Origin of the sequence: Chelatococcus sp. YT9 (genome assembly GCF_018398315.1) — a bacterium.
Classification (GTDB): Bacteria; Pseudomonadota; Alphaproteobacteria; order Rhizobiales; family Beijerinckiaceae; genus Chelatococcus.
Window position 1 is genome coordinate 227040 of sequence record NZ_JAHBRW010000003.1, and the last position, 12314, is coordinate 239353.

At 58.1% G+C, this 12314-nt stretch carries 11 protein-coding genes; 8 read left to right on the forward strand and 3 right to left on the reverse strand.

The window, feature by feature from the left end; translation table 11 throughout:
- Window positions 1-93: 93 nt before the first annotated feature.
- The gene (locus KIO76_RS30125; RefSeq protein ID WP_213327360.1) at window positions 94-1158 is read left to right on the forward strand and encodes an ABC transporter ATP-binding protein; all 1065 of its coding nucleotides are present in this window, start codon (window positions 94-96) and stop codon (window positions 1156-1158) included.
- Between the two features lie 28 nt (window positions 1159-1186).
- Here the strand turns inward: KIO76_RS30125 and KIO76_RS30130 are convergent, their stop codons facing one another.
- Complete coding sequence (locus KIO76_RS30130) at window positions 1187-1591, reverse strand: VOC family protein (RefSeq protein WP_213327361.1); 405 nt, start codon at window positions 1589-1591, stop codon at window positions 1187-1189.
- 73 nt (window positions 1592-1664) lie between these two features.
- Complete coding sequence (locus KIO76_RS30135) at window positions 1665-2669, reverse strand: zinc-dependent alcohol dehydrogenase family protein (RefSeq protein WP_213327362.1); 1005 nt, start codon at window positions 2667-2669, stop codon at window positions 1665-1667.
- Window positions 2670-2880: 211 nt separating this feature from the next.
- Between KIO76_RS30135 and KIO76_RS30140 the strand changes: the two genes are divergently transcribed.
- From KIO76_RS30140 to KIO76_RS30155, 4 genes are all read left to right on the forward strand, one after another.
- Window positions 2881-3705, forward strand: coding sequence for an amidohydrolase family protein (locus tag KIO76_RS30140; protein WP_213327363.1), 825 nt, complete (start codon window positions 2881-2883; stop codon window positions 3703-3705).
- Window positions 3706-3736: 31 nt separating this feature from the next.
- A complete protein-coding gene (locus tag KIO76_RS30145; protein WP_213327364.1) occupies window positions 3737-4825 on the forward strand; it encodes an ABC transporter substrate-binding protein in 1089 nt (362 codons plus the stop codon).
- 228 nt (window positions 4826-5053) lie between these two features.
- Window positions 5054-6214 (forward strand): CaiB/BaiF CoA transferase family protein, encoded by a 1161-nt coding sequence (locus KIO76_RS30150; protein WP_213327365.1) that lies wholly within the window; start codon window positions 5054-5056, stop codon window positions 6212-6214.
- A complete protein-coding gene (locus tag KIO76_RS30155; RefSeq protein ID WP_213327366.1) occupies window positions 6211-7515 on the forward strand; it encodes an MmgE/PrpD family protein in 1305 nt (434 codons plus the stop codon). Before KIO76_RS30150 ends, KIO76_RS30155 begins: the two co-directional genes overlap by 4 nt.
- Before the next feature lie 41 nt (window positions 7516-7556).
- On the opposite strand, the gene KIO76_RS30160 is transcribed toward KIO76_RS30155, so the two are convergent.
- Window positions 7557-9254 carry a dihydroxy-acid dehydratase gene (locus tag KIO76_RS30160; RefSeq protein WP_213327367.1) on the reverse strand — a complete coding sequence of 566 codons (1698 nt, stop codon included), beginning with the start codon at window positions 9252-9254 and terminating at the stop codon, window positions 7557-7559.
- A 355-nt stretch (window positions 9255-9609) separates the two neighbouring features.
- On the opposite strand from KIO76_RS30160, the gene KIO76_RS30165 reads away from it, so the two are divergent.
- Genes KIO76_RS30165 through KIO76_RS30175 form a run of 3 tightly spaced genes read left to right on the forward strand, consistent with a single transcriptional unit; the run spans window position 9610 to window position 12060 of the window.
- Complete coding sequence (locus tag KIO76_RS30165) at window positions 9610-10350, forward strand: SDR family oxidoreductase (protein WP_213327368.1); 741 nt, start codon at window positions 9610-9612, stop codon at window positions 10348-10350.
- A gap of 21 nt (window positions 10351-10371) precedes the next feature.
- Entirely contained in the window at window positions 10372-11313 is a 942-nt protein-coding gene (locus KIO76_RS30170; protein WP_213327369.1) for a peptidyl-alpha-hydroxyglycine alpha-amidating lyase family protein, read from the forward strand.
- A 27-nt stretch (window positions 11314-11340) separates the two neighbouring features.
- The gene (locus KIO76_RS30175; protein ID WP_213327420.1) at window positions 11341-12060 is read left to right on the forward strand and encodes an alpha/beta fold hydrolase; all 720 of its coding nucleotides are present in this window, start codon (window positions 11341-11343) and stop codon (window positions 12058-12060) included.
- The last annotated feature ends 254 nt before the right edge of the window (window positions 12061-12314 follow it).

A 12314-nucleotide genomic window follows, 5' to 3' on the forward strand; every position in this document is an offset into this window, starting at 1 on the left:
TTGCCGACCCGCCGTGGGAACATCGCAATCCTATTCCACCAGAACAAGCACGATACTGTTGACGCCCAGAATAGTCTGCTAGGAAGTTAAGATATGACAAGTGTCAAAGTTAAAAAGATGTTCAAGAACTACGGCGCCTTTGAGGCCGTCAAAGGTATCGACCTTGACGTGGAGGAAGGTGAACTAGTGGTTCTACTTGGACCAAGCGGATGCGGCAAGACAACGACATTGCGCTGCATCGCGGGGCTGGAAGACGTGACTGGCGGCGAAATCCTGCTGGGCAGTGAAATCGTATCCTCCGCAAGCCGATCGCTGCCACCGGAAAAACGCTCCATCGGAATGGTCTTTCAGTCGTACGCGGTCTGGCCTCATATGACGGTGGCACAAAATGTGGCTTACGGTCTGGGGCTGCGCGGCGTCGACGCCAAGAGCGCCAGTCGCCGTGTCAACGATGTGCTCGATCTTGTCGGCTTGAATTCCTATGGTGATCGGAGCGTCAGCAAGCTCAGCGGTGGTCAGCAGCAGCGTGTCGCTTTGGCGCGAGCCATAGTGCTTGAACCGAAAGTCCTGCTTTTCGACGAGCCGCTCAGCAACCTCGACGCCAAGTTGCGCGAGCGCATGCGCTTTGAATTGCGCAGTCTGCAAAAGCGTCTAGGTATCACATCTGTGTATGTCACGCACGATCAGCAGGAGGCCATGGTCATCGCCGATCGAGTCGTGCTGATGAATGGTGGCGTGATCGAGCAGATCGGCTCGCCGATGGATATCTACAACAAGCCGCGCAGCAAGTTTGCGGCGGAGTTCATAGGCCTGACCAATGTGTTCGAGGGAAAAGTTGTTGGGCGTGCGCCGACGACTGTGGATGTCGAGCTTGGCACTGTGCTGGAGACAATGCAGTCGGGCTTCGCAATAGGCGCCAAGGTTGAGGTGGTCTGCCGGCCAGAGAACATCCGGATTTCAACGTTGCCGATCCAGGGACCGAATGTGCTCCAAGGCGTCGTTTCCAACGTCTACTTCCTGGGGAACATCGCGGAGGTCTTTGTTCAAATCGGAACCTATCAGGTCCGCTCCCAGATCAGTCCGCCAGAAATCTTCGAGAACGGTCAGACGATGTGGGTTCAACTTGAACCAAGCCGGACGATCGTTCTTGGTAAGTGACGGTCTGGATCGCCATTATTCCGGTTGCTTATCCTTGCTCGGAGGGCGGCTGCATAAGTTCGACACGGACGCCATCGGGTGTCCTAATGAATGCATATTGCTGGCCGTTCACAAGTTTGCCTGGCTGTCCTTCAAGGCAGGCGCCAAAAGAAAGCAAACGCCTCAATTCTAATTGAAGGTCAACAACGTCGATGCCAAAATGTTCAAGGCCGAGATGAATGCCATTCGGCCCATCCGGGAGGCTTTCGCCGTATCGCTCGCCAGAAAAGTTTACGCGGAGGGCACCGTCTTCTGTCGTGCAGCGGATGAACCGCTCTCCAGTGCTGCGTGACTCATCGCTGACAATCGAAAAGTTGAATGCCGAGATAAACCAGTCCGCCGACCGTTTCGGATCTCGGCTCTTGACATGAAGATGGTTGATACGAAAAGGCATTGTTCCTCCTGGCGCGGACCGGGCGGGCATCGAAGCGAGCCGAACGGTTCGCCCCGTCCGAAATGCGACACTCCTAGAGCCGAATAACCAACTTTCCCGTGTGATCTGACCTTGCGAGAGATGCGTAGGCTTCCTGCGCCTCGTCAAACTCGAATGTCCTCGCCACGATGGGGCGAATCTTGTGAAGCGCTAAAGCACGATTCATCGCCTGGAACATTTCGACGCTTCCAACCGTCATTCCAAGCAGCCGGATTGCGCGCGGGATCATCGGACGTGGATCAAAATCGTTTCCGGCGTCTAGGAATCCAACCGTGACAATTGTGCCGCCAACCCTCGCGGCGCGAATAGAACGTTGCAACGTACCTGTACCGCCGACCTCGACCACGACATCGACACCGCGTCCATTGGTGATACGAGTGACCTCACTGTCCCAATCGGCTGTCTCCCGGTAGTTGATGATGTGGTCGGCGCCCAGATGCCGCAGGCGCGCGGCCTTTTCGATTGAGCTGGTGAGGTGAATAACCTCGGCACCCATCGCCTTGGCGAATTGCAGGGCGAAGACGGACACACCACCACTTCCTTGAAGAAGAACGGTTTCGCCCACCGACAGCTTGTACGAATCCGCCAGGGCGTTCCACGCGGTCAAGGCAGCACACGGCAATGTCGCCGCCTCCTCGAAACTCATATGGTCGGGAATGGCGACGATCGTCTCTTCGTTCGCAACGAATAGCTGGGATAGTACGCCGTCCACTGTGCCACCGAGATTCTTCGCCCGCTTTTGGGCGGTAATCGGGCCTTCCCGCCAATCCGGATAAAAGGCCGGCGAAACCCTTGCTCCTATGGGGAAGCGTGTCGCACCCGGTCCCAGGCCGACAATCGTGCCCGCTCCATCGGACATCGGCACAAGCCGCTTCATATCAGTCCTGTAGTCGTTGCGAGCGACCACAAGGTCCCGGTAGTTGAGAGCTGCTGCATGAATTTCGATGAGCACTTCCCCCACCCCCGGCACGGGGTCAGGACGATCGCCAGCGTGAAGAGCGAGATCGCCAGCGGAAGGGTAAAGTTCGTACAGACGCACCGGTCACCTCCATAAATCCGCGTCGATCCCGTTTATCCGAGCAGGAGATCGGCACCAAATCCGGTCAGGCTAGTCCTCCCTAGAGTAAGTCAACAATACAATGCCGGCATACCGGCTTTTGGACGATTCTCCTGCAAAGCGTCTCGCAATCGTCGTTAGGTCGGCGACTAGGGGGCTCGATCGTTGATCGGGAAAAGCAGGAGGATACCGCTTGTTTGTAATCGATTCGCAAATCCATTGCTGGGAGGAGTCGGCCGAGTTTCCTACTCCTGATTCCGCCAGAGCAAACCACGGCGCCGAGCATACGGTAAGGCAGGCACTTGCGCGCATGGACGCAAACGGTATTGCACGCTCGATCCTCGTGCCGTTCGGGAGTTGGATCAGCGACGCGATGAAGAACAGATATGCTCTCGATGCGGCGGCAAAATATCCGAACCGTTTCGCCGTCATGGGCCAATTCGAGTTCGACCTACCAAACGCCGGTGAGGCCTTGGCGACTTGGCGGCGAGACGGAATGCTGGGCATTCGGCGTTACTTTCGCTTCTCTGCGAAGCCGTTGCAGGAGCTTGACTGGTTCTGGCGGGGGCTCGTTGATCACGATATACCGTTCATGTCAGCTGCACCTAACAGGATGGCGGCCTTCGCGCCGGTTCTCGAGCGATTTCCGAGTCTCCGCCTGATCATAGACCATGCGGGCCGAGAACCATTCGATCTTCAGGACGAGGCGGTTTGGGCGGATCTGAACGATACGCTGGATCTGGCGCGGTTTCGGAACGTCTCGATCAAGGTGTCGTCGCTGCCCTGCTTTTCCAGCGCCCCCTACCCGTTCCCGGTCCTGCACGAGCCGATTCACAGAATCTACGATGCCTTTGGCCCCGACCGGATGCTCTGGGGCAGCGACGTGACCCGGCTGAAATGGTCCTTCGAGGACAACATGCGCCTCTTCACGGAAGCGTTGCCCTTTCTCAGCGACGAGGACAAGCAGTGGATCATGGGGCGATCCGCCGCAAAAGCCTGTCGTTGGGAAATGACATAGTCCAATGAAGCTTATGGGAGGAGTTGCAAAGATGAAAATGAAGAACCTATTGACTGCGGGAGCTTTGCTTTTGGCGGGAGCGATCAGCGCGGGCTCGGCTTCCACGCAGACCTTCCCTGATCCGAAGGATGAGGCAAAGCTGTACGAACTCGCCAAACAGGAAGGGACCGTCGTCTGGTACAATGGAGCGCCTTCCGCCGCGATGCAGAATATCGCCAACGCATTTATGGAGAAATATCCAGGCGTGACAGTCGAAGTCATACGCCTCGCTAATCTTCAGCAATACCAACGATTTACGCAAGAGTCGGCGGCCGGCCAGAATGTCGCCGACCTCGTCTCGTTGGATTTCGTGTCGATAGGATCGCTCATCAAGGACGGCTTGCTCGCGGAATGGACCGTCCCGGACGCCGACAAGCTCACTCCGAAAGCGCGCATGGGCAGCAGTGCCTACTCGCTCTACTATCAGGACGCGGCGATCCTCTACAATCCGAACAAACTCACGCCTGAGGAGATCGAGAAGCTGCGCGGTAATTGGGAAGCAGTCCTTGACCCGGTGTTCAAAGGTCGCATCGCGGTCACCGACCAGAGGTGCGCAACCTGCTATACGCTTACCCATATGTTCATGGACCCAAAGCTCAAGGATCGGTTCGGACCGGAGTTCATCAAAGCCCTCGCGACACAGCAGCCGTCCGTTTACTCGGAAATCAACATTGCGATCGACCGCATCGTCACCGGCGAGAAGGATCTCTTGATCTCGGTTTGGGAAAATGCCGCGTCGGCGAAATGGGAAGAAGGCGCGCCGGTCCAATGGACCCATCCGTCACCTAGCCCTCTCGGCCTGATCACTGCATGGAGCGCCATTTCGGCAAAGGCGCCTCACCCGAATGCGGCGCGGTTATTCCAGAACTGGTGGGTCAGCGAAGCCGGCGGGACGGTTGCGCAACAGAAGTTCTATGGCGGTCCGACGACGTTCCCCACCGCGGTCGATGCTCGCGCCGTGGTCAAGCAGCCCTGGTATGACCCGATCACGGAGCGCTACGAGATCGATCCTGCCCGCTGGCAAACAAACTTCGGTCAGGACATGGACTTTTGGATCAACACGCTCAAGGGCGCCAAATAGCTGCGTCTGCCGCCCCGAAGGACTTTGTTTATTTCTGCTACATTTCCGGCGGTCGCGGTTTCCAATTCCGAGGCCGCCGATAGTTTCTTAGGGCGGTCCTCGGCGTCAGAATGCGTTCGCATTTTGCTATATCGCCCTTCGTGAAATCGGAATGGCAACGGTCTTTTGGATCTGACTATTGAACGCTGGGCCAATGAAGATCGGGCTTGAGAAAGGCGTGGAGACACAATGAGCGGCGCACTCCAGGGAATTACCGTCGTGGCGCTGGAGCAAGCCGTCGCGGCGCCTCTGGCGACATCGCGCCTCGCAGATGCCGGGGCGCGAGTCATAAAGCTGGAACGGCCCGAAGGCGATTTTGCGCGCGGCTATGACGACTACGTCTTCGGCATGTCGAGCTACTTCGTTTGGAACAATCGCGGCAAGGAATCGTGTCGCGTCGATCTCCGGTCGCCGGACGATCTCGCGCTGGTGAATTCGATGATCGCCGGTGCAGACGTATTTATCCAGAACCTAGCCCCTGGCGCCACCGATCGTCTCGGTATCGGGTCCCCGGTACTCAGGAGCCGGCACCCGGGGCTGATTGTGTGCGATGTTTCCGGTTATGCACCCGGCACGCCGGACCAGCAGCGCAAGGCGTATGATCTGCTTGTGCAGGCAGAGGCAGGGCTCGCCGGCATCACGGGGTCCCAAAGTTCCGGTCCGGTGCGGGTGGGGATTTCAGTTTGCGATATCGCCACCGGGCAAGCGGCCTACGCGGCTATTCTGGAGGCTCTGTTGCTACGCGCCAGAACCGGGACCGGTTGCCATATCCAGCTCTCGCTTTTCGATACGCTGGCCGAATACATGAACGTGCCTTACCTGGCTTCCCGGTACGGCAATACGCCACCCAAAAGGCTCGGTCTCGCCCATCCGTCCATCGCCCCCTACGGGGTTTTTCAAGCGCTTGATGGTGAGATCCTTGTCGCAATCCAGAATGAACGGGAGTGGCAAACGTTTTGCCTCAAGGTTCTTCGCGACCCTGCTCTGGGCGCCGATCGAAGGTTCGATAGCAACACGGAGCGGGTACGAAACAGGTCCGAACTCGACAATCTCATACAAGACAGGATCGGCGCGTTCGCTTCCGAGATTCTCTGCCAAAACCTCGATGTCGAGGGCATCGCGTATGGGCGCGTGTCGACGATGGCGGATCTCCCAAATCATCGTAGCGTAAGCCTCTCACGCGTCGAAACGCCGAACGGTTTTGTGGACGTATTGGCTCATCCCATACTGGTGGATGGATCTCGGCGGGAGCTGGGTCGTGTCCCAGCGCTCGGCGAACAAGACCTGTCGCTGCGTCGAGAGTTTGCTCCAGAACCTCGAACCAATCTTGAACGGAGGGGTTTCCAATGAGCCTTACACAAGAGCTGGTTCGACTCGCGCGCGGCAAAGCTATAACTCCGACGGATCTCGAAGCCGCTGCCTACTTTGTCCTGGACACACTTGCCTGTGCGGTGGGCGCACGCGGAAGCGCGCCTGCCCGCATGCTTGACGCCGTTGCTCCGCTGGGAAGCACCGACCCCGGCCGCCGCGCTTTTTTCGTCGGCGGACTTTCCCACATTCTCGAAATGGACGACCTTCACCGCGATTCCGTAACACACCCCGGCTGCGTGGTGGTTCCCGCAGCTTGGGCAATCGCTGAGGATCGCAACCTCAAAGGTCAGCGCTTTCTGGAATCGATCCTTTCTGGATACGAAGCGGTCTGCCGCGTAGGCATGGCCGTCGGCAAGGCGCACTATCGCGTGTGGCACAACACGTCAACATGCGGGCCATTCGGATCCGCGATGGCCGCCGCGGACCTGATGATGCTTTCGGAGAAACAGACAATTTGGTCGCTTGGAAACGCCGGCACCCAGTCTTCAGGTCTTTGGGAGTTTCTGGAAGAGGGTGCAATGAGCAAACATTTGCACACTGCCCGCGCATCCGAATCGGGCGTTCTCGCAGCACTTCTCGCGGCCGAGAATTTTACGGGGCCTGCGCACATTCTTGAAGGGAAAAAAGGGTTCTTTGCCGGTCTCTGCTCGGATTTCGAAGCCGACAAGATTGTCGCCAACCCGGACGGCCCTTGGCAATTGACACGTACGTCAATCAAGCCTTGGCCATGTTGCCGGCATACGCATCCAGCCATCGACGCGGCAATACAGCTGCATCGAGAGCTGGATGGCGAGCCGATCACGCATGTGACTGTTGGCGCGTATCGGGCAGCGCTCGAAGTCTGCAACCGTCCCGACCCGCAGGACCCTTACAGCGCCAAATTTTCTTTGCAACATTGCGTAGCTATCGCGTTGGCCGACGGACAGGTAATGCAATCTAGTTTTGAGGGCAGTTCTCGCGAAAGGATATCAGACCTTAGAAACAAGGTTTCTGTCGATGTCAGCCCGGTGATCGATGCCGCTTATCCGCAGTCGTGGGGGACCGAAGTCGTTGTCAAAACCGCCGGTGGCCGGAAGCTTGCCGCCCTGCGTCAGGACGCCAAGGGAGACCCCGAGAATCCCGTTACGTCGGCGGAGCTCGCAAGCAAGGCACGCGGACTGATCATGGGAGCAGGCGTTTCAGAACAGCTTGCAGATACTTTCATTTTGTCGGTGTTGGACTTGGTCAATGACCGTCCCGTACGGGATATAGCACTCCTCGAGACCATCCGCGGTCGATGATGGGAACCGAGGCGACCGTATCTTAGAGTTCCCATCAAGTCTCAGGTCTTGACTAGGAAGTCCAAGTCACAGCCCTTCTCCGCCTGGAGAACATGCTGACGGAAAAGCCCCATCCAGCCTCTCTCGACTTTTACAGGCGGCAGAATCTGTATGTTTACGCGGCGCTCCAGTTCTTCGTCGGCGACGAGAAGGTCTAGGCGCCGTTCGCGCACGCTGATGCGGATGAGATCTCCGTTTTCGACCAGCGCAAGCGGGCCGCCGGCGGATGCCTCTGGCGACACGTGCAGGACGATGGTTCCAAATGCAGTTCCGCTCATGCGCGCATCGGAAATCCGCAGCATGTCCTTGACCCCTTGTCGTGCCAGCTTGGCAGGGATCGGGAGATAGCCTGCCTCTGGCATGCCTGCCCCGATCGGTCCTGCATTTTTCAGGACGAGAGCGTCGTTTTCGGTGACATCGAGATCGGGATCGTCGATCCGCGCCGATAGGTCGGCCAAGCCGTCGAAAACCACTGCGCGCGCTGTCGTCTCAAATAGTCGTTCGTCGGCCGCCGCCCTTTTGATTACAGCGCCACCGGGCGCAAGCGAGCCGGAAAGGCCGACCAATCCACCATTCTCGCGGACAGGGTTATCCAGTGGACGAATAATGTTCTCGTCGATCCAAATGGCATCGAGATCGACAGCCTGCCCGAGCGACACGCCGGTGACCGTTAAGGCGTCAAGATCGAGCCTGTCGCGCAGGCGATTGACCATTGCGCCGACGCCACCGGCGGCAAAAAAATCTTCCATGTAGCCTTGCCCCGTAGGCTTCAGATCCACGAGTACGGGGATGTCGTCGGTGAAGCTGTTCAGGCGCTCCAGCGAGCAATCCAGACCGAGGCGGCCCGCCATCGCGGCAAGGTGGATGATCGCATTGGTCGAACCTCCAACAGCCAGGAGCATTTTGAGCGCGTTGTCGAAACTCGCTTGGGTAAGAAACCCATCGTAGGTCTGGCCGGTCTCGACTAGGCGCATGGCTGCCCGTCCGCTCTCCTCGGCCGCACGCAAGCGATCCGCGTGCACTGCGGGGATGGCGGCCGTTCCCGGAAGCATCAGGCCGAGGGTCTCACATAGAATGGCCATCGTGCTGGCAGTCCCCATGACCGAACAGGTGCCCTCAGTCGTGGCAAGCGTCCGCTCGATGTTTTCGATTTCGTCGGTGACGATTTCGCCTGCGCGGTAACGGGCCCAAAAACGGCGGCAGTCCGTACAGGCCCCCAACCGTTCGCCCTTGAACCGCGACGTCATCATGGGCCCGGTGGCCAACATTATCGCAGGTTTGCCGGCTGAAATTGCTCCCATCGCCAACGCCGGCAACGTCTTGTCGCAGCCACCAATGAGAATGACCGCATCCATGGGCTGGGCGCGGATCATCTCTTCGGTCGCCATAGCCATCAGATTGCGGAACACCATGCTTGTCGGGTTCAGGAATATCTCTCCGAGCGACGGCACCGGGAAATCCATTGGCAACCCGCCCGATGCGAGAACGCCGCGTTTTGCGGCCTCCACAAGCCGAGGCACACCGCGATGGCAATTGTTGAAATCGCTTGCGGTCCAGGTAATCCCGACGACCGGCTTGGAGAGAAGTTCTCGGGAATATCCCATGGATTGTGCAAATGAGCGACGCAGATAAGCGGCGAAGGCTGGATCACCGTAGTTCGTCAGGCCCCCGGCCAAGCCGCGTTTAACATTGTCGCTCATCTGGCTCCTCCAATGAACCGCCTTGGCCGTCGATACGGCCCTTCGTATGAATCAAGCAGATCCCTTTGCTCACCAATGCGGCCAGAACAGCGGAATGGTGGTCGCTAAGATGGCCATTTGAGGAGCAGGATGCTCTTTTCGCTACCCTCAAGCTTTTTCACGTTTAATCGATCCGACCCAAAATCAATACGCGTGAAGCAGCTATGCTGCAATTATATGCCCCGCGGTTGGATCGCGCGCATAATATGAAAAACCCGACGAGAAAGGCGGTTCTCGGCTTAGGCAAGGAGCATTGGCTTCGTCGCTGCCCTAGTTGCGTCGGAGGTGAGTGCACAAAAAAGGGTGGAGATTTGAAATGCAAAAAATCGCGGTGGTGACCGGGGCAGGATCGGGAATTGGTCGTGCAGTTGCACTCAAGCTCGCCCAAGGGGACTATCTGGTCGCGCTTGTCGGCCGGCGCGTGGCCGAACTCGAGGAAACCGCATCGCTGGCCGCAGGCGAAACGCTAGTGGTTCCGGCGGACGTTTCGCAGGAAGCTGCGGTCGCAGGGCTCTTCGAAACCATCGAGCGGAAATTCGGCCGGGTTGACCTCCTCTTCAACAATGCTGGTCGCGGCGCGCCTGCCGTTCCGATCGACGAGTTGGCAGTCGAGACGTGGCGTGCGGTGGTTGATGTTAACCTCACGGGTTCGTTCCTGTGCGCACGGGCGGCCTTCGGATTGATGCGCCGTCAAAAGCCTGGTGGCGGACGCATTATTAACAACGGATCGATATCCGCTCACGCGCCACGCCCGTTTGCAACCGCCTACGTATCCACCAAACACGCCATCACCGGACTTACCAAGCAGCTCGCGCTCGACGGTAGGAACTTCGACATCGTTTGCGGTCAGATCGACATCGGCAATGCCGAGTCGCCACTTGCTAACCGCATGCGCGACGGCGTGCTGCAGGCTGACTTAAGCCGCAAGCCAGAACCATTGATCGATCCCATGCATATCGCTGACGCCGTGCGCTACATGGCCGATCTGCCGTTAGAGGCAAATGTACTCTTTATGACCGTTATGGCCAGCAAGATGCCTTTCGTAGGCCGGGGCTGACGAGACAGGAAGGAGATCGCGATGGTCGAGTTTACCGAAGACTCCACGTGGGGCAAATTGCCGACCGGCTGGCTATACAAGGAAGTTGCCGCCGTCGCGGTCGACAGCCGTGATAACGTTTATGTCTTCAATCGCGGGGAGCATCCGATGATCGTCTTCGATCGATCGGGCCGGTTCCTGCGCTCTTGGGGCGAAGACATGTTTACGAAGGCGCACGGACTCCACATTGGTCCAGACGATAGTCTGTACTGTACTGATGAAGGAGATCATACCGTCCGGAAATGCACGCCCGAAGGCAAGATTCTCCTGCAGATCGGCCTGCCAAAGCAGCCATCGGCGCATATGAGCGGCAAGCCGTTCAATCGGTGCACTCACACTGCGCTTTCCTCGAACGGTGACATTTTTGTGTCCGATGGCTACGGCAATGCCTGCGTGCACAAATATACCGCCGGCGGCAAATACCTAACCTCCTGGGGCAAACCTGGAGTCGAACCAGGCAGTTTCAATGTTCCACACAACATCGTCTGCGACGAAGAGGACAGGATCTACGTCGCGGACCGGGAGAATCACCGGATTCAAATATTTGATGCTGCGGGACGATACATAAGCCAGTGGAACAATCTTCACCGGCCTTGCGCCCTGTGTCTGAGCAGAGCGACGCCATCCCAAATCATCGTCGGCGAGGTAGGCCCAACGATGCCCGTAAACATCAGGACGCCAAATCTCGGCCCTCGGATTTCCATTTTGGACCGTGAGGGAGGGGTGGTTGTCAGATATGGCGCGGGAGTGCCCGGCAGGGGCGTCGGGAAGTTCATCGCTCCGCATGGCGTTGCAGCCGATTCGAGGGGCGATATTTACGTAGGCGAAGTGGTCGTTGCGTCCTGGCCGAAATACTACCCGGATACTCCTATACCCAACGACATCACTCTCTTGAGAAAGCTCGTACGGCAGCCCGATTCTTGACCAGTTGCTCACAAGCAGTATGTTATGATGCAGGAGGCAAATGGCTTGACTACCCGGCCAAGCTTAATTCTCATACCGGGCTTTCTCAATGACGGTGATCTCTGGCGCGATCAGATGGCGCCGTTGGCCGACGTCGCCTCTTGCTTGATTGCTGACATTACGCAAGCCGAAACGATAGAGGATATGGCTGACGCGGTGCTGGCGGTTGCCCCAGAACGCTTCGCCTTGGCCGGCTTTTCGCTGGGCGGGTTTGTAGCCCAGGAGATCCTGCGGCGTGCATCAAACCGCGTTTCACGGCTTGCGTTGCTAAACACCTCTTGGCGCCCGGACTCTCCACGGCGAAAGAAGGAGCGACAAAGGCTCAACATGGCAGCCAGCCAGCCGGGTCGATTTGTCGGCGTGGGGCAACGCCTGCTCGAGAGCTATCTCCATCCTTCGAACCTCGCCGACAAGGCGATTGCAGATCGGATCCAAACAATGGCGGCGCGGCTGGGACCTGTCGTGATGCGGCGGCAAAGCGGTATCGAGCGCAAGGACGGTAGGGCCGTGCTCCGTACCTTCGTAGGGCCATGCTTGATCTTGTGCGGAGAATTTGACCGCGTCACCGACGTGGCTCAGCATCGCGAAATGGCCGAAATGGTTCGCGGGTCGACGTTGCTCGTCGTGCCGGGCGCCGGGCATATGACGCCGATTGAGCAGCCGGCCGTTGTCACTCGAGCGATGCTCCGTTGGCTTGCAGACAGGTAATCGCATAGCGGTGGGTCATAAGGCCACGGGTTATTGCTTCCAGGCATATCTCGTTGCGAAACTCGGTATTCGAGTGCCCGGTTCACCTCCTGTAAGATTTCGTAAGGCTGGGGGGCGGACAAGAGCAGTGCGAAATCGTACGCTAAGGGCGAACGGAGCATGAACGGCGCCGTAGCCCGGATGTCCAGCATCCGATCCCTGTGGATTGCCATCGCAATGCACCAATCTTGATTTCTTCGTCCGTCCGACTCGAC